This is a genomic window from Ruegeria sp. K3 (genome assembly GCF_056531845.1).
Genome location: NZ_JBQFMM010000001.1, coordinates 291,193 through 312,616, shown reverse-complemented (window position 1 = coordinate 312,616; position 21,424 = coordinate 291,193). Strand labels below are relative to the sequence as shown.

The 21,424-nt window shown below is 58.4% G+C and carries 16 protein-coding genes; 8 read left to right on the top strand and 8 right to left on the bottom strand.

Annotation, left to right across the window (positions count from 1 at the left end):
* Nucleotides 1–142: 142 nt before the first annotated feature.
* From ACR0MP_RS01510 to ACR0MP_RS01500, 3 genes are all read right to left on the bottom strand, one after another.
* Nucleotides 143–1,597 carry an NAD(P)(+) transhydrogenase (Re/Si-specific) subunit beta gene (locus ACR0MP_RS01510; RefSeq protein WP_480754376.1) on the bottom strand — a complete coding sequence of 485 codons (1,455 nt, stop codon included), beginning with the start codon at nucleotides 1,595–1,597 and terminating at the stop codon, nucleotides 143–145.
* 13 nt (nucleotides 1,598–1,610) lie between these two features.
* A complete protein-coding gene (locus ACR0MP_RS01505; RefSeq protein ID WP_170397119.1) occupies nucleotides 1,611–3,182 on the bottom strand; it encodes a Re/Si-specific NAD(P)(+) transhydrogenase subunit alpha in 1,572 nt (523 codons plus the stop codon).
* Nucleotides 3,183–3,314: 132 nt separating this feature from the next.
* Nucleotides 3,315–3,764, bottom strand: coding sequence for a methyltransferase family protein (locus ACR0MP_RS01500; protein ID WP_170397122.1), 450 nt, complete (start codon nucleotides 3,762–3,764; stop codon nucleotides 3,315–3,317).
* A 196-nt stretch (nucleotides 3,765–3,960) separates the two neighbouring features.
* Here ACR0MP_RS01500 and kynU point away from each other — a divergent pair, with 196 nt between their 5' ends.
* A complete protein-coding gene (gene kynU, locus ACR0MP_RS01495) occupies nucleotides 3,961–5,154 on the top strand; it encodes a kynureninase (RefSeq protein WP_170404780.1) in 1,194 nt (397 codons plus the stop codon).
* Here the strand turns inward: kynU and ACR0MP_RS01490 are convergent.
* Nucleotides 5,147–5,725 (bottom strand): TetR/AcrR family transcriptional regulator, encoded by a 579-nt coding sequence (locus ACR0MP_RS01490; RefSeq protein WP_170404105.1) that lies wholly within the window; start codon nucleotides 5,723–5,725, stop codon nucleotides 5,147–5,149. The genes kynU and ACR0MP_RS01490 overlap by 8 nt on opposite strands.
* Before the next feature lie 99 nt (nucleotides 5,726–5,824).
* Between ACR0MP_RS01490 and ACR0MP_RS01485 the strand changes: the two genes are divergently transcribed.
* Nucleotides 5,825–6,289, top strand: a complete 465-nt coding sequence (locus ACR0MP_RS01485; RefSeq protein ID WP_170404110.1) for a (2Fe-2S)-binding protein — start codon at nucleotides 5,825–5,827, stop codon at nucleotides 6,287–6,289.
* Between the two features lie 3 nt (nucleotides 6,290–6,292).
* Nucleotides 6,293–8,533: a xanthine dehydrogenase family protein molybdopterin-binding subunit gene (locus ACR0MP_RS01480; protein WP_480885608.1), complete on the top strand. Its 2,241-nt coding sequence runs from the start codon at nucleotides 6,293–6,295 to the stop codon at nucleotides 8,531–8,533.
* Between the two features lie 51 nt (nucleotides 8,534–8,584).
* Here ACR0MP_RS01480 and ACR0MP_RS01475 read toward each other — a convergent pair whose 3' ends face one another.
* The 4 genes from ACR0MP_RS01475 to ACR0MP_RS01460 all read right to left on the bottom strand — a co-directional run bounded on the left by ACR0MP_RS01475 (nucleotide 8,585) and on the right by ACR0MP_RS01460 (nucleotide 13,858).
* A complete protein-coding gene (locus ACR0MP_RS01475; protein WP_170404117.1) occupies nucleotides 8,585–9,898 on the bottom strand; it encodes an autotransporter outer membrane beta-barrel domain-containing protein in 1,314 nt (437 codons plus the stop codon).
* 403 nt (nucleotides 9,899–10,301) lie between these two features.
* On the bottom strand, nucleotides 10,302–11,081 hold the full coding sequence (locus tag ACR0MP_RS01470; protein WP_170397133.1) for a gamma-glutamyl-gamma-aminobutyrate hydrolase family protein: 780 nt from the start codon (nucleotides 11,079–11,081) through the stop codon (nucleotides 10,302–10,304).
* A 134-nt stretch (nucleotides 11,082–11,215) separates the two neighbouring features.
* Nucleotides 11,216–11,641: a heme-binding protein gene (locus ACR0MP_RS01465; RefSeq protein ID WP_170404120.1), complete on the bottom strand. Its 426-nt coding sequence runs from the start codon at nucleotides 11,639–11,641 to the stop codon at nucleotides 11,216–11,218.
* An 81-nt stretch (nucleotides 11,642–11,722) separates the two neighbouring features.
* Nucleotides 11,723–13,858, bottom strand: a complete 2,136-nt coding sequence (locus ACR0MP_RS01460) for a malate synthase G (protein ID WP_480885606.1) — start codon at nucleotides 13,856–13,858, stop codon at nucleotides 11,723–11,725.
* A gap of 204 nt (nucleotides 13,859–14,062) precedes the next feature.
* On the opposite strand from ACR0MP_RS01460, the gene pepN reads away from it, so the two are divergent.
* The 5 genes from pepN (at nucleotide 14,063) to pepT (ending at nucleotide 21,407) form a co-directional block, all read left to right on the top strand.
* Nucleotides 14,063–16,615 (top strand): aminopeptidase N, encoded by a 2,553-nt coding sequence (gene pepN / locus ACR0MP_RS01455; protein ID WP_480885604.1) that lies wholly within the window; start codon nucleotides 14,063–14,065, stop codon nucleotides 16,613–16,615.
* Complete coding sequence (locus tag ACR0MP_RS01450; protein WP_170397141.1) at nucleotides 16,612–17,040, top strand: hypothetical protein; 429 nt, start codon at nucleotides 16,612–16,614, stop codon at nucleotides 17,038–17,040. Before pepN ends, ACR0MP_RS01450 begins: the two co-directional genes overlap by 4 nt.
* Nucleotides 17,041–17,166: 126 nt before the next feature.
* Nucleotides 17,167–18,426, top strand: a complete 1,260-nt coding sequence (locus ACR0MP_RS01445; protein WP_170404131.1) for a hypothetical protein — start codon at nucleotides 17,167–17,169, stop codon at nucleotides 18,424–18,426.
* 77 nt (nucleotides 18,427–18,503) lie between these two features.
* Nucleotides 18,504–20,015 carry an Asp-tRNA(Asn)/Glu-tRNA(Gln) amidotransferase subunit GatB gene (gene gatB, locus ACR0MP_RS01440; RefSeq protein ID WP_170404134.1) on the top strand — a complete coding sequence of 504 codons (1,512 nt, stop codon included), beginning with the start codon at nucleotides 18,504–18,506 and terminating at the stop codon, nucleotides 20,013–20,015.
* A gap of 153 nt (nucleotides 20,016–20,168) precedes the next feature.
* The gene (gene pepT / locus ACR0MP_RS01435; RefSeq protein WP_170404137.1) at nucleotides 20,169–21,407 is read left to right on the top strand and encodes a peptidase T; all 1,239 of its coding nucleotides are present in this window, start codon (nucleotides 20,169–20,171) and stop codon (nucleotides 21,405–21,407) included.
* Nucleotides 21,408–21,424: the final 17 nt, after the last annotated feature.

Sequence of the window (21,424 nt, the reverse complement as noted above, 5' to 3'; positions counted from 1 at the left end):
CCCGAGCACTCGCCAAGTTTAACACGGCCCGCTTGCTTCATATGGCTAAAAAACCTTGAGGGGGTTGGAGGCAAGCCCCCATCTCATCACAAAAGAAAAGGGCGCCCTCAGGCGCCCTTTGCAATCAGATTGTCCCGTCTGATCAATCGATCATGGGCAACAGCTTGTCGAGCGAAGCCTTGGCGTCGCCATAGAACATGCGGGTGTTCTCCTTGAAGAACAGCGGGTTCTCGATGCCCGAATAGCCGGTGCCCTGACCACGCTTGGACACAAACACCTGCTTGGCTTTCCAGCATTCCAACACCGGCATCCCGGCGATGGGGCTGTTCGGGTCTTCCTGCGCCGCAGGGTTCACGATATCGTTCGAGCCAATCACGATCGCCACATCCGTATCCGGGAAGTCGTCGTTGATCTCGTCCATCTCAAGAACAATGTCATACGGTACCTTCGCCTCGGCCAGCAGCACGTTCATGTGGCCCGGCAGACGACCGGCAACGGGGTGGATCGCAAAGCGCACCTCTTTGCCTTTAGCGCGCAGCTTGCGGACCAGTTCAGAGACCGACTGCTGCGCCTGCGCCACGGCCATGCCGTAGCCAGGGATGATGACGATACTATCTGCATCATTCAGCGCCGCCGCGACACCATCTGCCTCGATGGCGATCTGTTCACCCTCAACAGCCATCTGTTCACCCTGCGGGCCACCAAAGCCGCCCAGAATTACGCTGACAAAGTGACGGTTCATCGCCTTACACATGATGTAGGACAGGATTGCACCAGACGAGCCCACCAATGCACCAACCACGATCAGCAGGTCGTTGCCTAGCGAGAAGCCGATGGCCGCAGCCGCCCAACCCGAATAGCTGTTCAGCATCGACACAACCACCGGCATGTCGGCCCCGCCGATGCCCATGATCAGGTGATAGCCGATGAACAGCGCTGCCAGCGTCATCAGGAACAGCGGGAAGAAACCGCCCGAATTGGTGTACCAGATCAGGCAGATGAACGACAAAGCAGCCGCACCCGCGTTCAGAGCATGACCGCCCGGAAGCTTGGTCGCCGCCGAGGTCACCTTGCCCGCCAACTTGCCATAAGCCACGACCGATCCAGTAAAGGTGATCGCACCGATGAAGATACCGAGGAACAGCTCAACATGCAGGATCGCCAGTTCGGCCGCGGTCTTCTTCGCGATCAGCTTGGCGAACGCCCCCAGATCGGACAGGTCCGCCTGAGACGCACTGTCAGCAATCGCCATGACTTGCGCCACATTGCCGATCTCGAAATGGGCATTGAATCCCACGAACACAGCCGCGAGACCCACCAGCGAATGCATCGCGGCCACAAGCTGCGGCATCTCGGTCATCTGCACGCGTTGCGCCACGTACTGACCGATCAGACCACCGCCCGCGATCAGCAGCAACGACAGTAGCCACAGGCCTGAACCCGGACCAACCAGCGTGGCAAAAACCGCCAGCGCCATACCAACAATGCCATACCAGACCGCCCGCTTGGCGCTTTCCTGGTTCGACAATCCACCCAGAGACAGGATGAAAAGGACAGCCGCAACGACATAGGCGGCAGTAGTGAAGCCAAATTCCATGTGCCCGGCCTCCTTAAGATTTCTGGAACATGGCGAGCATACGCCGGGTTACGAGGAAGCCGCCGAAGATGTTGATTCCGGCCATGAAGACCGACAGCGCCGCCAGCAGAATGACCAGGAAAGATCCCGATCCGATCTGCATTAAGGCCCCAACGATAATGATCGACGAGATCGCGTTGGTGATCGCCATCAGTGGTGTGTGCAGGCTGTGGCTCACATTCCAGATCACCTGGAAGCCCACAAAGATCGCCAGCACAAAGACGATGAAATGCTGCATGAAGCTGGCCGGAGCGATCAACCCCACCAGCAACATCAACGCACCGCCGACGCCCAGCAACGTGAACTGTTGCTTGGTCTGCGCTTTGAAGGCCGCGATTTCCTGCGCCCTTTTCTCTTCCGGTGTCAGTTCCTTGACCTCGGCCTTAGGCTGTGCCGCAATCGCCTGCACCTTGGGCGGAGGTGGCGGGAAGGTGATCTCGCCCTCATGGGTCACGGTCGCGCCACGGATCACGTCATCTTCCATGTCGTGATTGACCTTGCCGTCCTTCTCGGGTGTCAGGTCAGCCATCATGTGACGGATATTGGTCGCGTACAGAGACGATGACTGCGCCGCCATCCGGCTGGGGAAGTCGGTATAGCCGATAATGGTCACGCCATTGTCGGTCACGATCTTCTCATCCGGCACCGTCAGTTTACAGTTACCGCCCTTTTCCGCTGCAAGGTCAACGATGACCGAACCCGGCTTCATGCTCTCGACCATATCTTTGGTCCAAAGCTCAGGTGCCTCACGGTTGGGGATCAGCGCCGTGGTGATGACGATGTCCATCTCGGGCGCCAGTTCCCGGAACTTGGCAAGCTGGGCGTTGCGGAATTCTTCCGACTGGACCGATGCGTAGCCGCCAGTCGATGCACCGTCCTGCTGTTCTTCCTCAAAATCCAGATAGACGAACTCAGCCCCCATGGATTCGACCTGCTCGGCCACTTCGGGGCGCACGTCGAACGCATAGGTGATCGCACCCAGCGAGGTTGAGGTCCCAATCGCGGCCAGACCAGCCACACCAGCACCAACGATCAGCACCTTGGCAGGCGGCACCTTACCGGCCGCCGTCACCTGACCGGTGAAGAAACGGCCAAAGTTGTTGCCTGCCTCGATCACAGCACGGTACCCGGCGATATTGGCCATCGAAGACAGCGCGTCCATCTTCTGCGCGCGCGAGATACGCGGGACCATCTCCATCGCGATCACGGTCGCGCCCTTGGATTTGGCGGCCTCCATCCCATCTTCATTCCCAGCCGGGTTAAAGAAGGAAATCAGGGTCTTATCCTTGGTCAGACGCTTCAGTTCGGTGGCATCGGGCTGACGCACCTTGGCAATAATATCCGCCGCCTTCCAAAGCGAGGCGGCGGTCTTCATGACCTCAACGCCTGCGGCTTCATAAGCGGCGTCCGAAAACCCCGCAGCAGCGCCTGCACCCTTTTCGATCAGGCACTCATAGCCCAGTTTCTGCAACTGCACAGCCGAGTCCGGAGTCATCGCGACCCGGTTCTCGCCCTTGTACGTTTCCTTTGGCGTCCCAATTTTCACCAGTCGGTTCCCCCTAATTTTTGATTCAGGCCAGGTGGGTGTTCAGCATAGAATGACAAGCAGACATGTATCCTGCGCAAGATTATTTCGCAAGCGCAGCAATTATGACGCTGTGTCATGATGACCACACCCTTATATCCAGCGCCGGGTCTTGCGTTCATACCGGGCGAAATCGGCGCGGAATGTGCGGCGCAGACGGTCTTCCTCGGGTATGATAAAGCGGCGTTCCAGCACCCAGACAAAAACCGGGATCAGCACCAGCGACAACACCGCGTCAAAACGCAGGATCAGCCCGGTCAGGATCAACACATCACCCACATAGATTGGATTGCGGCTGCGCTTGTAAATTCCGGTCTGCACCATGGTCGAGGGTGTTTCGTGCGGAAAGACCGTGGTTTTGTGCCGGCGGAACTCGATCACCGCCATCACGGCCAGAATGATACCGCCACCGATCAGTATGCCGCTGAGCAGATCTGTCACCGCCCCATCCAGAGACAACCCCAGCGGCAACACGCGGGCCTGGACCCAGGCGAGCAAGGCAAAGCCCACAAGCCAAACAGGTGGTATGTCGATAAGGCGCATGGCTGTCCCTTCACGCGGCGACACATGGTGGCAGATGTCGCTTCTGATCGCTCTCCTATCGTTTTCTGACCGCATTGGCAAAAGCGCAGGGTGTCGCATCGACCCAGGGCGCTGGACAACCCGCACCAATAGACAGACACAACGGGATCAGATAGCCAGTTACAACCTGACTGTTTCAGAAAGACAAAGCCTCGCCATGACCGATTTCGCCAAAACCAAATCCATGTTTCACCTGCCCGAGGGCGTTCTTTATCTCGACGGTAACTCTCTGGGCCCGTTGCCGAAATCAGCCGGTGACCGTGTCGGAAGCATGATGAAGGACGAATGGGGTCAGTTGCTGATCACCGGCTGGAACAAAGCCGGGTGGATGGGTATGCCGACCGGCCTGGGGGATCGGATCGGACGGCTGATCGGGGCAGAGCCCGGCAGCGTCGTGGTGGGCGACACTCTGTCGATCAAGGTTTATCAGGCGGTCGCCTCAGCGCTGGAACTGAACCCGACCCGCAAGCTGGTCCTGTCGGACAACGGCAACTTCCCGTCGGATCTTTACATGGCAGATGGGCTGTTGCGATCACTGGGGACGGATTACGAACTGCGCGTGGTCGATCCCGAAAACGTCGCTGCACATATCACCGAAGAGGTCGCCGTTCTGATGCTGACCGAGGTCGATTATCGTTCCGGCCGTATGCATGACATGAAGGCTTTGACCGAACTGGCCCACGCGAACGGTGTCGTGACCGTCTGGGACCTTGCCCATTCTGCGGGGGCAATCCCGGTCGATCTGTCCGGTTGCAACGCGGATTTCGCTGTTGGCTGCACTTATAAGTACCTCAATGGCGGTCCCGGTGCGCCAGCGTTCGTCTATGTCGCTCCGCGTCTGTCGGATCGCGTGCGCCCGGCGCTTTCGGGCTGGTTGGGGCATGAAGCCCCCTTTGCCTTCGATCTCGACTATCGCCCCGGCGCGGGAATCGAGAGGATGCGGGTCGGAACCCCTCCGGTCATTCAGATGGCAGCGCTGTCGGCAGCGATGGATATCTGGGACATGGCTGAAATGGCCGATGTGCGCGCCAAGTCAATCGAATTGACCGAATTGTTCATTACCCGGGTTGAGGCTACCTGCCCGGGATTGACACTCGCAAGCCCCCGCGATCCAGCCCAGCGCGGAAGTCAAGTATCGTTTCATTTTGATGAAGGATACGCTGCCATGCAGGCTTTGATCGCGCGTGGCGTGATCGGCGATTTCCGAGCGCCCGATATCATGCGGTTTGGCTTCACACCGCTATATGTCGATGAAGGGGATGTAGAACAGGCCGCCCAAATTCTAGCCGATATCATAACCAACAAGCTGTGGGACAAGCCGGAATACAAGATCCGTCAGCGCGTCACCTGACCTCAAGCGCCGCGCCCAAAAGCGTGGCCAATTGCGAGATACCCTGCTCAAACTCTTCAGCGCTGGAGGCTGTCATCTTGACACCCTTCAGCGATGTGGTGATTGTCTTTGCGGCCTCATCCGGGCCGACGGGCAAATGCGCACGACCCGCCGCATCCTCACGCCGCAACCAATCCGCGTAAAGACGGGTCAGTTTGGCCTCACCCTCTTGAACGATGTCTGTCGACATGGATTTGGTCGCGTCCAACATTTCAAGCCCATGGGGTGATGCCAAGATTTCAGCCATCCCACTGGATTGCACCTCGATCGCCCGCGCAAGAATCTCAGGCAAAGGACCTTCGTTGGCCAAGGCCTCGGTGACCAGGGTGACCTTCTCGCCATAATAGAACTGCGTCAGTTCGCGAACGATGGCCTCTTTATTCTTGAAATGAAGATAGACCGCAGGCCGGGACATCCCTGCCCCTTTGGCAATGTCATCCATCGAAGTTTTCTTAAACCCATAGGTCGCAAAGGCCTGAAATGCCGATTTCAGAATGGCCGCTGTCTTGGAATCTTCACTTACACTCGTCATGCGAGAACCTCTGACACTTCTTGTACATTTTGTCAATTGACAAACTGACACTTTTCATTAATTATGTCAGAAACCAGCCAAAGCTAAGAGAGGTGCGCCATGACGACGGCCCTTAAGATCAACGGAAAGACCCATCAGGTTGATCTGCCTGATGATGTGCCCTTGTTATGGGTTCTGCGTGATGAGGTCGGACTAACCGGTACCAAGTTCGGCTGTGGTGTGGCTGCCTGCGGCGCCTGCACCGTTCATATTGATGGTGAGGCCGTGCGGTCCTGCCAGGTAGCGCTCTCGGATGTTTGGGGTGATGTCACCACGATCGAGGGGCTTGGCACGCCTGACGCCATGGCAACGATCCAGAAGGCCTGGGTTGACCACCAAGTGGCCCAATGTGGTTACTGCCAGTCGGGCCAGATCATGCAGGCCGCATCGCTACTGGCTGAAAACCCGGCCCCAACGGACGAAGACATCGACGATGCGATGCAAGGCAACCTTTGCCGCTGTGGCACCTATCCTCGCATCCGCGCGGCCATCCACGATGCCGCTGCCAAGTTGAAGGAGGCTTGAGCCATGGGACGTATCGGTAAAATCGTTCGCCGCACATTCCTGATCGGATCTGCCGCCATCGTAGGTGGAGTGGCCTTCGGTGCCTACTACGTCACGCGTCCAGCTGCGAACCCGCTGAAACCGCGTGACGGGGAAACCGCGCTTAGCCCCTTTGTTCTGATCGACCAGCAGGGCGTGACCCTGTTCGCGCCCCGCGCTGAAATGGGTCAGGGCGTTATGACCACCTGGGCAGCACTGATCGCCGAGGAGCTGGATGTTGAGCTGGACGAAATCCGTGTGCTGCACGGACCTGCTGCTGCCGCCTATTACAACCATGCTCTTATGGGGGAAAGCCTGCCACGCAAGGGCTATGACATCTCGGATTTCCAGCACAATCTGGGTGAGGCACTGGGTGTTCTGGGCAAAACGTTAAGCCTGCAGGTTACCGGCGGCTCAACCTCGATGAAAGACGGGTTCGAACGGATGCGGATGGCTGGCGCTACTGCGCGCGAAACCTTGAAGCAGGCTGCCGCGGACCAACTGGGGGTCGATCGCGATCAACTCATGACCGAAAATGGTGCTGTGTTTGCCCCGGATGGCACGCGCATTCCCTATAGCGAACTGGCCGAGGCCGCAGGCCAGATCGAACCGCCCGAGGTTTCCCTGCGTGATCCGTCCGAATGGCGTTTGCTCGGCAAATCCCTGCCCCGCGTCGACATTCCGGGCAAATCCACCGGCACCGCCACCTTTGGCATCGACGTGCGCCCCGAGGGCCTGAAATTCGCCTCGGTCCGCATGAACCCCAAGCTGGGCGGGGCAATGAACGGCTTTGACGCCAGTGCTGCAGAAGCCATGCCCGGCGTTGAAAAGATCGTCGATCTGGGCACGGGCGTCGCGGTGATTGCCAACAACACTTGGCTTGCCATGCAGGCGGTCGAGGCGATTGACGTGGATTGGGGCGATGCCCCCTATCCGCCCGATACTGATGCGGTATTCGCGCAAATTGCCAAGGCGTTTGATGACGCCCCGAACTCGACCATGCGCGATGAAGGCGATGTCGAAACGCTTCCTGAAGGTGCCACCGAGATTACGGCAGAATATACCGTGCCCTATCTGGCCCACGCCACAATGGAACCGATGAACGCCACGGCGCTCTATACCAGTAACAAGCTGGACCTGTGGTGCGGCAATCAGGCCCCGACCCTGATCCAGATCCGCGCAGCCAACACCGCCGGTCTAGATACCGAAGCGGTTGAGATTCACACCACCTATCTGGGCGGCGGTTTCGGCCGCCGGGGCGAGTTGGATTTCGGCGAGATCGCCACTAAGGTCGCCATGGCCATTCCAGGCACCCCTGTGCAAACGACGTGGAGCCGCGAAGAGGATATGCGTCACGATTTCTACCGCCCCGGCGCGATGGCGCGCATGCGGGGGGCAGTGAAGGATGGCAAGGCCGTTCTGATCGACGGTAAGGTTGCTTCGCAATCCCCGACCCACCAAGCGGTCGAACGTGTGACGGGTTTCTCTGGCGGCGGCCCCGACAAGGTTCTGGTCGAAGGCTTTTTCAACCAGCCCTACGCGGTGCCGAACTACAGAATGAGTGGTCACGTTGCCGATTTGGCTGTACCGGTTGGTTTCTGGCGCTCGGTCGGCAACAGCCACAATGCCTTCTTCCACGAGACCTTCCTGGATGAAATGGCCCATGCCGCCGGGCGCGACCCGCTGGAGTTCCGGCTGGAGTTGGCAAGGTCCGAGTTCGCCCCGGCTGCGGGGTGCCTGGAGGCCGTGAAAGAGATGTCAGGCTGGACCGGCAAAACCCCCGATGGTGTCGGTCGTGGCGTGGCAATGGCCTACAGCTTTGGCACCCCTGTCGCACAGGTCATCGAAGTGGTGGACGAAGACGGCACCATCCGCATCAACAAGGCCTGGATCGCCTGCGATGTCGGCTTGGCTTTGGATCCGGCGACGGTCGAGGCGCAGATGATCGGCGGCATGATCTACGGATTGTCTGCCGCCGTTCAAGAAGAGATCACCTTTGCCGATGGTGAGGTCGAACAGTATAATTTCCCGGATTATGATGCGTTAAGGATGCAAAGCACACCGATCACGGAAGTCCGGATACTCGAGACCAACAAACATCTGGGCGGTGTCGGTGAACCGGGGACACCGCCGTCGATGCCCGCTTTGGGCAACGCGCTGTTCGACCTGACCGGCCAACGCGCGCGCAGCTTGCCGCTGAACAAGCAGTTCGACTTGCTCGTATGATCAATTTGCGCCGACCCGGCTATGGGTCGGCGCTCGCTCTTTCTGATGGCCTTAGAAGTTGACAGAGAGAAAGATTGCAGCTTCCGTCGCTTCAAAATCACTTTCGAACATGTCGAGATATCCGATTGAAGCCTCCAGAAACACCGTCTTGCTTGTGCGTCCTCTCACACCCAAACGGGTTGACCAAACAACATCATTGTCAGTGTTTGCAACTGTTCCACCCCCTAAGTTCTCGCGTTCAAACCAATAGGTCGCGCTGAGCGATGCATAAGGTGAAATGACAGAGCTGCCATTGAAGAACGGACGACTTACTTCGACCTCGGGCGTTAGGGCACTGTATTTTGCTTCTTGGATTTCACCAATAAACTCGGCTGGATTTCCCAGATACGTCCCGGTGAGATCGTAATCCTCGGCACTGTAATTATAGTAATCAAACGAGATCGACGGACGAATTAAGTAAGCTCCAGCCTCATATTGTCCGATTGCCTCGAGATTCGCGCGCCAACGGGTGCGATCAAAATCACCGCTCAGCTCCAGCACATCCACATCCGTGGAGAAGCGACCGATCGTGGCGAGACCGTTTAGAACCCACCTCTCAGACATCCGCCAGGCGAAATAGGGTCCGATCGCGAATCCCGAAGTATCCTGAGAAAACTGCCCCTGAAAGCCGTCCAGCTGAGTGTTTTCGTATTCAAGCTGCAAACCAAGCACGAGGTTTTCTTGGACAAGACGGTCGATCCCAATTTCGAAAAAGCTGTCGTTCACATCCAGTTCGCTGTTTCCACGGGTGTCTTCAATGTCTGTGTAGGTGAAATTGGTCCATACATTCCAAACAGATTCTGGCCCAAACTCGCGCCCCTCCGTCAGCGGAGGGCCGACAACCGGATCGCACAAGGCAGGGTCAAGCTTACCCGTCGCATCCGCCACGCAGGCTTGGTCATCGCCCGAAGGTCGCCCCCTTACGTAGAGCGGATTAACGGGTCGACCTGTCTCGCCTATGTTGCCAATTCCACCGCCCGACCCTCCGGAACCGCCACCAGAGCCACCACCGGATCCGCCCGAGCCGCCGCCGCCGCCGAAGCCACCCCCGGAACCGCCGCCTCCAAAGCCGCCCCCGCCTCCGAATCCGCCACCTGATCCACCCGAGCCGCCGCCCCCAGAGCCACCGCCAGAGCCACCGCCGGATCCACCCGAGCCGCCTCCGTTTCCTCCCCCGCCGCCACCATTGCCACCACCCCAACCCGGCAGCGTCCAATCTCTTTTTTGGTTTTGCGTATCGATCAGACAGTCGCGCCCATTTGGTGCCCCTCCGCGTTTGAACAGACGATGAACGCCCCCTGATCCATTAGATACGAAGGGAGACAAGCTTAGATGAACTCCGGGCCGAGATCGGCTCCAGGTATCAACGGTCGTGTTGCCCTGTGCAGCTTCCAGACGAAAAGCACCGCTTTCCGTCTGCGATAACCACAATGAGGATGAAGAGTCAGGTGTTCGTCCGATGTAAAGCAGGTCTCCGGCCGAGCTGCATTGTTGCGCATGCCCAGCAGTTCCCAGGACCGCCAAAAAAAGTGCCGCAGGAACGAATTCTCTTAAACCGCGAGGGTACTTTCCTGAAAAGCTGTGCATGAACTGCTCCGAACCCAGTCGGATTTGAATATGGCCAAGGGTATCTCGGCGCAAATTCGCGGTTCAGGGAAGATATCCAATTATCTTTTTATTCGAATGTTGCCGGCAAACCTTAGAACGATCCATCGGCAGATTAGCGTGACTAAGCAGACTGCCGGATCGCCCCGACCGTTTTCGCGTTTTTCCAATCGTATACGGCGCGACCAAATTCCTTGAACAATGGCCGCGAAACCGGGTCATTCGCCGCGTCCCATTCAGGGTGCCATTGGACCGAAAGGGTAAAGCCGGGGGCATCCTCGACATAGATCGCCTCGGGCGTGCCATCAGGCGCGTGGCCATCGATCACCACATTCTCGCCCAGCGTCTTGATCCCTTGTCCGTGTAACGTATTGGTCATCACTTCGGCCGCGCCCAGCAGGCGGTGGAACACACCACCTTCGGTTAGCGACACGACATGGCGCAGAGCAAACTTCTCCTCCAAAGTGCCGTCGGGTGGCATCCGGTGGTTCTGACGCCCCGGGAGGTCACGAATCTCAGGGTAGAGCGTACCACCCAAGGCGACGTTTACTTCTTGAAACCCGCGACAAATCCCAAAGAACGGCTGACCCCGCTCGGCACAGGCCCGGATCAGAGGCAGCGTGATTGCATCCCGCGCGCGGTCAAACTCACCATGCGCCTCGGTTGCGGGCTCGCCATATTCTTCGGGGTGAACGTTCGGACGGCCGCCGGTCAGCAGGAAGCCGTCGCAAACCTCGAGCAACTCATCAACCGCTACATAACGCGGGTCGGCGGGGATCAGTAGCGGCAGACAGTCAGACACGTTCGAGACCGCCTCGGAATTCATCGTTCCGCCCGCATGGGTCGGATACTGATCATTCATCAGATAAGAGTTGCCGATTATTCCAACGACGGGGCGCGCCATTCCAAGTCCCTTGTATCGCTCAATCCCTGCAAAACCTATCGGCAGGTTTGGCCGCGCGCAACGGCACAGACCCTGCATGGTAGCGCAAGCGCGTGTTCAGCGACGCACATCCCTGATGAAGTTCGATAAAGGGGTCAGATCTCGCCCGTCAACCCAGCGGCTTCGATACCTGCCAACGCGGCCGCTGCGTCATTATCCGAAGTGTCGCCGGTTACACCCACGGCACCGATCACCGCGCCCTTGCGGTCAAGCAGCAGCACACCGCCAGGAACCGGAACAACCTGACCGCCATAAACCCCGTTCACGGCCGCCATGAAATAGGCCTGCCCTTCGGCCCGCTGCATCTGCGCGGTCCCCGCCATACCTAGCATTACCGATCCGTAAGCCTTGCCATGTGCGATTGCAAAACGCCCCGGCGCAGCACCGTCTTCGCGTTCGAACGCGATCACGTGACCGCCGGCGTCCAGGACAACAACCGAGAGCGGTTTCAGCTCCATCTCGCGCCCTTTTTCCAGAGCTTTCCGAATGATGGTCCGCGCTTTGCGCAATGAAATGTTCATGCCCGATCCTTTTCATCTGGCCAAAAATACCTTCGGGGGAGCAGGAGGGGGCAGACAGCCCCCTCGTACCTGCCGTTGCCCCTAACTCAAACTTGCCTTCAGTTCCAGGCGACGGGCGTGCAGCACAGGCTCGGTATAACCCGAGGGCTGCACCCGCCCCCGGAACACCAGATCACAAGCCGCCTGAAACGCCACCCCTTCAAAACCCGGTGCCATGGGCCTGTAGGCCGGGTCTCCTTCGTTCTGACGGTCCACTACCGCGGCCATTTTCTGCATCGCCGCCATCACCTGTTCCTGACTGACCACATCGTGATGCAACCAGTTGGCCAGCGCCTGCGAAGAAATCCGACAGGTCGCGCGGTCCTCCATCAGTCCTATGTCGTTGATATCCGGAACTTTCGAGCAGCCAACACCCTGATCAATCCAGCGCACAACATAACCCAAGATTCCTTGTGCGTTGTTTTCGATCTCACGGGTGATCTCACCAGCGCTGAGATTACGACCGCCCAGCAGAGGTATGGTCAGCAGATCATTCAACGTACCACGAGCCCCATCAGCAGCCAATTCATCCTGGCGCGCCAACACATCGATCTTGTGATAGTGGGTTGCATGAAGCGTTGCCGCAGTAGGTGACGGCACCCAGGCGCAGGTTGCACCGGATTGCGGGTGGCCGATCTTGGTCGCCAGCATGTCCGCCATCCGATCGGGCATGGCCCACATACCCTTGCCAATTTGCGCTCTGCCTTTCAGGCCGCAGACCAGTCCGATATCCACATTGCGATCCTCGTAAGACGCAATCCATGGCGTATCCTTGATATCGCCCTTCGGCAGCATCGGGCCTGCTTCCATAGAAGTATGAATCTCATCCCCCGTCCGATCCAGGAATCCGGTATTGATAAAGGCCACGCGCGATTTTGCGGCCCGGATGCATTCCTTGAGGTTGGCCGATGTGCGCCGCTCTTCATCCATAATGCCCAGCTTCACCGTATTGCGCGGCAGGCCCAGGATGTCCTCGACCATGTCGAAAATCTCGACCGAAAACGCCACCTCCTCGGGCCCGTGCATCTTGGGTTTGACCACATAGACCGACCCCTTGACCGAGTTCCCGCCCTCGCGCTTCAGGTCATGCATGGCGATCAGCGTTGTGCAGAGCGCGTCCATCAAACCTTCACCAATCTCGCGCCCTTCGGCATCCAGCACTGCGGGGTTCGTCATTAGATGGCCCACATTTCGCACCAGCATCAGCGACCGACCTTTCAGAGTGGCTGGCGTGCCATTCGGAGCCATGTAGGCCAAATCCCCAGCAAGCTTGCGCGTGAAGGTTGTGCCGCCTTTCGTAACCTCTTCGGTCAGGTTGCCGGCCATCAAGCCAAGCCAGTTTCCATAGGCCAACACCTTGTCGGTCGCGTCGACACAAGCAACAGAATCCTCGCAATCCATGATGGTCGAAAGCGCGGATTCCAAACGGACATCAGAAATACCTGCAGGATCGGTGGCGCCAATTGTGCTATGCGCATCAATCTTGACTTGAATGTGCAACCCGTTGTTGCGCAGCAGTACAAACTCCGGTGCTTCAGCTGCGCCAGCGTAGCCTGCGAACTGAGACGGGTCGGCGAGCTTCGGCATCAGCGCACCGTCCTTAACGCTTAACCCGGAGACCTCCGCCCAGGACCCGTCGGACAGCGGCACAGCTTTATCTAAGAACGCCTTGGCCCAGGCGATGACCCGCGCACCGCGCCCGGCGTCATAAGCCTTGCCTGTCGGCAGATCGCCTAACGCATCTGTTCCATAAAGCGCATCATATAAACTGCCCCAGCGCGCATTTGCGGCATTCAACGCAAAGCGCGCGTTGGTGATCGGCACTACCAATTGCGGTCCGGGGATTAGCGCGATTTCAGGGTCGACATTGGCTGTCTCGATCTCGAAATCGTCGCCTTCCTCTACCAGATACCCAATCTCACGCAGAAAAGACTGATATTCAGCCGCGTCAATGGGCAACCCCCGCCGCGCCGCGTGCCAGCCATCGATCCGGCCCTGAATGTCAGCCCGCTTGTCCAGCAGCGCACGGTTTTTCGGCCCAAGCTCATTGGCCAAGAGCGCCAGACCCGCCCAGAAATCAATTGCCGAAACTTCCGTGCCCGGCAGCGCCTTCTGTTCGATGAAATCCACCAGAACCGGGTCAATCTGCAGCCCGTTGCGGGTCTCTCTGCTGCTCATATTCCGAATCCCCTACGATTGTGTGCCATTGTATGCGCTCCTCAATTAGGGCGTTCGTTTCCGATAGGCAACTTCTGTCCCGACATGAGGGGCATTTGACCCAGCGCGAACCGTCTCAAATGAACAGCGGCAATGGCACATCGGTTGCAGCGTCCGCGCGAAGCCCATAACGTCGCGCCAGATTCCCAGTCGATGAGGCCCCCGATGCGCGACGCCGCCCCCACAACGATTTATCTGAAAGACTACACTCCGTTCGGGTTTCTAGTGGACAGTGTGCATCTGACCTTCGATCTGGCCGCACACGCCACTCGCGTCACTTCCCGCATCGCCTTCCGCCCGAACCCCGAAGCGACCGACCGCACGTTTTTTCTGCATGGCGAAGAGCTAAAGCTGATCCGTGCTGCAATTGATGGCGACGTGATCACGCCTGAGGTGACCACCGAAGGCCTCACCGCACCGGTTCCAGACGCGCCTTTCGTGTGGGAGGCCGTGGTCGAGATCGATCCCGGCAATAACACCGCGCTTGAGGGGCTGTATATGTCGAACGGCATGTATTGCACCCAATGCGAGGCCGAAGGGTTTCGCAAGATCACCTATTACCCCGACCGCCCGGATGTGATGTCTACCTTTACGGTGCGCATCAATGGCGACCTTCCCGTGCTGCTATCGAACGGCAACCCTTCGGGCAAAGGCGAGGGCTGGGCTGAATGGGTCGATCCATGGCCAAAACCCGCCTATCTGTTCGCGCTGGTCGCCGGAGAGCTGATCGCCCATCCCGGCCAGTTTACCACCAAATCCGGTCGCGACGTCGAACTAAATCTCTGGGTCCGCCCCGGCGATGAAGGCAAATGCGCCTTTGGCATGGAAGCCCTTAAGAAGTCAATGAAATGGGATGAGGATGTCTATGGCCGCGAATACGATCTGGACGTGTTCAACATCGTGGCCGTGGACGATTTCAACATGGGCGCAATGGAGAACAAGGGGCTGAACATCTTCAACTCCTCCGCCGTTCTTGCCAGCCCTGAAACCTCGACCGACATGAATTTCGAACGGATCGAGGCGATCATCGCACATGAGTACTTCCACAACTGGACCGGCAACCGCATCACTTGCCGTGACTGGTTCCAGCTGTGCCTGAAAGAGGGCCTGACTGTGTTCCGCGACGCGCAGTTCACTTCGGATATGCGCTCGGCTCCTGTGAAACGTATCCATGATGCCATCGACCTGCGCGCGCGGCAATTCCCCGAAGATAACGGGCCACTTTCACACCCGGTCCGGCCCGAGAGTTTTCAGGAAATCAACAACTTCTACACCTCAACCGTCTATGAAAAAGGCGCCGAGGTGATCGGGATGCTGAAACGGCTGGTCGGGGATGAGGCCTACAGCAAAGCACTGGACCTGTACTTCGATCGCCACGACGGGCAGGCCTGCACGATCGAAGATTGGCTGAAAGTATTCGAAGACACTACGGGCCGCGACCTGACCCAGTTCAAACGTTGGTACAGCCAATCCGGTAACCCCCGTGTCTCAGTTGCCGACGATTGGACCGATGGCACCTATACCCTGACGCTGCGCCAACGGACCGAGCCGACGCCGGGGCAAGAAGACAAGCAACCTCAGGTCATCCCTATCGCTGTGGGTCTGCTTGGCCCGAACGGGGACGAGATACGTACGACCGAAGTGCTGGAACTGACCGAAGCCGAGCAGAGTTTTACCTTTACCGGTCTCGCGGCCAAACCTGTGCCCTCGATCCTGCGTGATTTCTCGGCCCCTGTGATCCTTGAACATGAGATCAGCAATGCCGAACGCGCCTTCCTTCTGGCTCATGACACCGACCCGTTCAACCGCTGGCAGGCAGGGCGGTCGCTAGCCGAGGACACCCTGCTGCGCATGATCACCGATGAGGCAACGCCTGATACCGACTACCTTGACGGCTTGCTGGCAGTGCTACGGAATGAGGCGCTGGACCCGGCCTACCGGGCACTGATGCTGGGTCTGCCGACGCAATCGGAACTGGCCGCAACACTATTTGACAAGGGCATCACCCCCGACCCGATGGCGATCTGGCGAGCGGTGGAGACTTTGCGTCAAGCCACGGCGCAACACGTTCAAGACCTGCTCCCCCGTCTGAACAGTGAAACGCTGGTGGACGCGCCTTATCAGCCGGACGCTGAACAATCAGGCAAACGCGCCTTGGGCAGCGCGGCGCTTGCGCTGACCTCGAGACTGGATGGAGGTGCCAAGGCCGCAGAGCAATATGCACGTGCTGACAACATGACCCTACAGTTGGCCGCGTTGTCTTGTCTGCTACGCGCGGGCAAAGGCGAACGTGAGCTGGCCGCCTTCTATGATCAATGGCAGCATGACCGGCTGGTCATGGACAAGTGGTTCGCCATGCAGGTCTTGATGACCGGACCGGAAAAATCGGTTGAGACCGCGCGCAGGTTGACCGAGCATGCTGATTTCAATTGGAAGAACCCAAATCGTTTCCGCGCCTTGATGGGATCCCTGGCAGGCAACCACGCAGGCTTCCACCAAGCGAACGGAGCAGGTTACGCGCTGCTGGCAGACTGGTTGATCCGACTTGATCCAGTAAACCCGCAGACCACCGCCAGGATGTGCAGCGTGTTCCAAACTTGGAAACGCTATGACGCCGACCGTCAGGCCTTAATACTTGCACAACTGAATCGCATTGCCGGCACGCCGAACCTGTCCCGGGACACGACCGAAATGGTCACGCGCATCTTGGGCGCATGACCGCGTTTACGTTCACTCGACAGAACCGAAATCAGCGAACGGTTCTGATCCTGATCGGCGTTTACGCGATGTTGATCGCTTTGATGATCCTGCTGAACGCGGTCTGGTGGCTGATGGCGCTTCTGGCCCTGACTACCCTGCCCGCGCTGTGGGATGTCATCAAGGACACCAGCGCAGGTATGGAGCTGACCGATGAAACCCTGCGTTGGCACACCGGCCAACGTCAGGGACAACTCAAGCTGTCCGAGGTGGATCGATTCCGGTTTGACACGCGGTGGGATTTCTCGGTGCGCGTCTCAGCGGTTCTGAAATCCGACAAACGCGTGCGTTTACCCGATGAATCACTGCCACCACACAAGCAATTCGAAATGGTCCTGAATCAGGCGGGATTCGCGGTCGAACGACATCATTTTAGAGTTTTCTGAAACGATTCATGGAGTCTGGGCCACATTGGCACCTGAATCACGGGCTCTCCGCGACGCAGTCTTGATTTGAGCAGATTTTTTGGCAAACTGGACGGGTTACAAGTTTGTTCCAGTTCGAGTTTTGCCATGTTTTGGTCTTTGAAGGCTTTTGCCGCCCGTATTGTCGGTTCTTCTGATCCCACCCCTACACCTCTGCCTGCGTCCGTCGCCGATGCTACTGCATGGCTTGTCGCCTCGGGGCAGTTGAATATCCCAATCGCAGAATCAGATGAAAATGATGCGATCGGGCATCAGGTGATCGAACGTGGCCGCCATCTGGCGCGGCAGGATATGTGGGCAGAACTGTCGCTGGAGATGCGCGCTGCAGATGAGGGGCGCAAGGCTACCCCTTGCGGGCAGCCGATCTCCGAGCTGTTGGCATTTGGGGCCCGGTCCGATGTGGTTTTGGCGGCCGAGCACGCGCTGTCGGACGGCAAAGCACTGTCAGACTATGATCTGCTGGGCGGGATCTCGGAATTGGAAGGCGAGATTCAGAACCATCCCGATGATCCGATGATCACGCTTGTGGTTGCCTTGGCCCATATCGATTTGGCGTGGGCCTGGCGCGGGACGGCGCACCCGGACACGCTGCCGGCGCTGCACCAATCCCGTTGTGCCGCGCATTTCGACCGGGCTGCTGCGCTGCTTCCGAAATGCCGCGCTGCGCTGCCCGACAGTCCGGCGATTGCTGCAGCGGATTGCGCCTTGCTGGCAGGACACATTGATCCGCGCACCCGCGTTGCTGATAAATACGAGGCCCTGATCACGCTGGATCCCCAGAACCATCGCCACATGCGCGCGATGGGCAGCCACCTGCTGCCACGCTGGTTCGGCAGCTATGAACAGCTTGAGGTGCAAGCCTTGCGAAACGCCGCACGGACCCAGAAAAATTGGGGTGCGGGTGGGTATACCTGGGTGCAATTCGACGCCATCGCGCTGGATGACGAGGCCTGCGCGCGGGTAGATGTCGAGTACTTCCTTGAAGGTTTGCGCGATATCGTTGCACGTCGTCCGGATCAGCAGACAATCAACCTGCTGGCGGCCTATTGCTCGGTCACATTGCAGAACAGAATGGGCCAGAACCCGCGCGCCGATATCGCCCGCAAACAGATTTGCGAGGCCGCAAACTGGCTGATCCGCGATCACATGACCGAACTGCATCCGCTGATCTGGGCCCACGCGGCAAACGGGTTCAACAACAGCCTTCGCGTAAACTCGGCCGAGCGTTTTGCCGCCCGTGGCCGCCGCGATGCGCTGAAGGCAATCGCCAATCTGTTGCGGGATGAGTTGCGCAGTGGGCAGAGTGTGACCTTTACACCGTCAGGGCTGCAGTTCTCGGGGAACTAAAGCGCCATTGCCCCTTGCCCCTTTGGCGCGCCGGGCCTAATACGCAGGCTTAGACTTCTGCGGAAATGAGGCGCGCCATGCTCGACCTGACATACGAAATGCCCAAACCCAAAACCATTGCCGGGGCCAAGCACGATTGGGAACTGGTGATCGGGATGGAGGTGCACGCTCAGGTCTCGTCCAACGCCAAACTATTCTCGGGCGCGTCGACCCAATTCGGGGCCGAGCCGAATTCGAACGTGGCGTTTGTGGACGCCGCAATGCCGGGGATGCTGCCGGTGATCAACGAGTATTGCGTTGAACAGGCCGTGCGCACCGGGCTGGGTCTGAAAGCGGATATCAACCTGAAATCGGCCTTTGACCGCAAGAACTATTTCTACCCCGACCTGCCGCAGGGCTACCAAATTTCCCAGCTTTATCAGCCTATTGTGGGTGAAGGTGAAGTGCTGGTTGAGATGGGCGACGGTACCGCGCGCATGGTCCGCATCGAACGCATCCACATGGAGCAAGACGCGGGCAAATCGATCCACGACATGGATCCGCATATGTCCTTTGTCGACCTGAACCGGACCGGCGTCTGCCTGATGGAGATCGTTTCGCGCCCCGATATTCGTGGACCAGAAGAGGCCGCGGCTTACATCGCCAAGTTGCGTCAGATCATGCGCTATCTGGGCACCTGCGACGGTAACATGCAGAACGGCAACCTGCGGGCAGACGTAAACGTCTCGATCTGTTTGCCGGGTGCTTACGAGAAGTATCAGGAAACACAGGACTTTTCGCATCTGGGCACACGCTGCGAGATCAAGAACATGAACTCAATGCGCTTTATCCAGCAAGCGATCGAGGTCGAAGCCCGCCGTCAGATTGCCATCGTCGAAGGCGGCGGTACCATCGATCAGGAAACCCGTCTGTACGACCCGGACAAGGGCGAGACACGCTCGATGCGGTCGAAGGAAGAGGCGCATGATTATCGCTACTTCCCGGACCCTGATCTGCTGCCGCTGGAGATCGAACAGGCGTGGGTGGATGACATCGCCGCCAATCTACCCGAGCTGCCAGACGATAAAAAAGCTCGTTTTATCAGTGCGTTCGGCCTGACCGACTATGACGCATCGGTGCTGACCGCCGAGGTGGAATCGGCTGCTTATTTCGAAGAGGTCGCCAAGGGGCGCAGCGGCAAGCTGGCCGCGAACTGGGTCATCAACGAACTGTTTGGTCGCCTAAAAAAAGAAGACCACGACATCACCGAGTCTCCGGTGTCTCCGGCTCAGTTGGCGGGTATCATTGATCTGATTTCGTCGGATGCCATCTCGGGCAAGATCGCCAAGGATCTGTTCGAAATCGTCTATACCGAAGGCGGTGACCCGGCGCAGATCGTTGAAGACCGCGGCATGAAACAGGTGACAGATACCGGCGCGATTGAGGCCGCTTTGGACGAGATCATCGCCGCCAATCCGGCGCAGGTTGAGAAGGCCAAGGTGAACCCGAAACTGGCCGGATGGTTCGTCGGTCAGGTGATGAAGGCCACCGGCGGCAAGGCCAACCCGAAGGCCGTTAACGAATTGGTCAGCAAGAAGCTGGGTTCGTAAATCTTCCGAGTTGTACAAACCCCGGACAGGGGTTTGTTCGACTTGTACATAACGAAAACTTAATTTCAGAGTGCTCAAATCGGGCAAGCCATCGGCTTGACTCCCTGCCCGAATGCGCATTCTCATCTCGCCAAGTCAGAGAGGTGAGCATCAATGAAAAATCGTTTCGATCAGGAACTGGAAACCCGGCTGGTGCGCTATGCCGCCATCGACAGCCAGAGCGATGAGACCTCGCCATCGACCCCCAGCACCGAAATCCAGTTCGACATGCTGAACCTGCTGAAGCAAGAGCTTACCGAAATCGGTGCGCAGGATGTTGAGATGACTGGTGACAGCGTCGTGGTGGCAACCATCCCCGGTACGGCCGAAGGGCCGACCATCGGGTTTCTGGCGCATGTCGACACCGCGCCTCAGTTCAACGCAACCGGGGTCAAGCCGCGGGTGATCAAGGGGTATAATGGCGGCGAGATTACATTCCCCGATGACCCCGATCTGGTGCTTTCGCCCGAAGAACACCCCTATCTGGCCGAGAAGATCGGGCATGACCTGATAACCGCCTCAGGCACCACGCTACTGGGGGCTGATGACAAGGCGGGCGTTTCGATCCTGATGACGATGGCGCGATACCTGCTGGAGAACAAGGACGTGCACCATGGTCCGATTCGTATCGCCTTTACCCCGGATGAAGAGATCGGGCGCGGTGTTACCGAACAGCTGCCCAAAGATCTGGGCGCGGATTTCGCCTATACGCTGGACGGACAGGAACTGGGTGAAATCGAATACGAAAGCTTCTCAGCAGACCGCGCGGTGATCAAGATCACCGGTGTTTCGATCCACCCCGGACTGGCCAAGGACAAAATGGTAAACGCGGCGCATCTGGCTGCAAAGATCGTGCAGACCCTACCTCAGGCAACGATGACGCCCGAGGTGACGGATGGGCGCCAGGGGTTCATCCATGTCACCGATATGAACGGCGGCTCGTCCGAGATGGAGATAAAACTGATCCTGCGCGATTTCGAGATGGATGCGCTGGAAGCCCAGCGCGAGATCGTCCGACAAGTCTGCGCCGCCGTACAGGCCACCGAGCCGCGTGCGACCATCACCTGCGACATCTCCCATCAGTATCGCAACATGCGCTATTGGCTGGAAAATGACATGACGCCAGTTGATCTGGCCCGCGAGGCCTGCCGTGAACAAGGGATCGAGCCGGTCTCGGTGCCGATCCGGGGTGGCACCGACGGCTCGCGCCTGACCGAATTTGGCACACCGACACCTAATATCTTCACAGGCATGCAATGCATACACGGCCCGTTGGAATGGATTTCGGTTCAGGACATGGCGGTCGCAACCGAAACGTGCCTGTCGCTGGTCAGCAAGGCAGCGCGAGGCTAAAGCAACAGTGCGGGCTG

Coding starts and splice junctions, on each gene's coding strand:
- ACR0MP_RS01510 (WP_480754376.1), bottom strand. CDS start 1,597: ATGGAATTTGGCTTCACTACTGCCGCCTATGTCGTTGCGGCTGTCCTT.
- ACR0MP_RS01500 (WP_170397122.1), bottom strand. CDS start 3,764: ATGCGCCTTATCGACATACCACCTGTTTGGCTTGTGGGCTTTGCCTTG.
- kynU (WP_170404780.1), top strand. CDS start 3,961: ATGACCGATTTCGCCAAAACCAAATCCATGTTTCACCTGCCCGAGGGC.
- ACR0MP_RS01490 (WP_170404105.1), bottom strand. CDS start 5,725: ATGACGAGTGTAAGTGAAGATTCCAAGACAGCGGCCATTCTGAAATCG.
- ACR0MP_RS01485 (WP_170404110.1), top strand. CDS start 5,825: ATGACGACGGCCCTTAAGATCAACGGAAAGACCCATCAGGTTGATCTG.
- ACR0MP_RS01480 (WP_480885608.1), top strand. CDS start 6,293: ATGGGACGTATCGGTAAAATCGTTCGCCGCACATTCCTGATCGGATCT.
- ACR0MP_RS01470 (WP_170397133.1), bottom strand. CDS start 11,081: ATGGCGCGCCCCGTCGTTGGAATAATCGGCAACTCTTATCTGATGAAT.
- ACR0MP_RS01465 (WP_170404120.1), bottom strand. CDS start 11,641: ATGAACATTTCATTGCGCAAAGCGCGGACCATCATTCGGAAAGCTCTG.
- ACR0MP_RS01460 (WP_480885606.1), bottom strand. CDS start 13,858: ATGAGCAGCAGAGAGACCCGCAACGGGCTGCAGATTGACCCGGTTCTG.
- pepN (WP_480885604.1), top strand. CDS start 14,063: ATGCGCGACGCCGCCCCCACAACGATTTATCTGAAAGACTACACTCCG.
- ACR0MP_RS01450 (WP_170397141.1), top strand. CDS start 16,612: ATGACCGCGTTTACGTTCACTCGACAGAACCGAAATCAGCGAACGGTT.
- ACR0MP_RS01445 (WP_170404131.1), top strand. CDS start 17,167: ATGTTTTGGTCTTTGAAGGCTTTTGCCGCCCGTATTGTCGGTTCTTCT.
- gatB (WP_170404134.1), top strand. CDS start 18,504: ATGCTCGACCTGACATACGAAATGCCCAAACCCAAAACCATTGCCGGG.
- pepT (WP_170404137.1), top strand. CDS start 20,169: ATGAAAAATCGTTTCGATCAGGAACTGGAAACCCGGCTGGTGCGCTAT.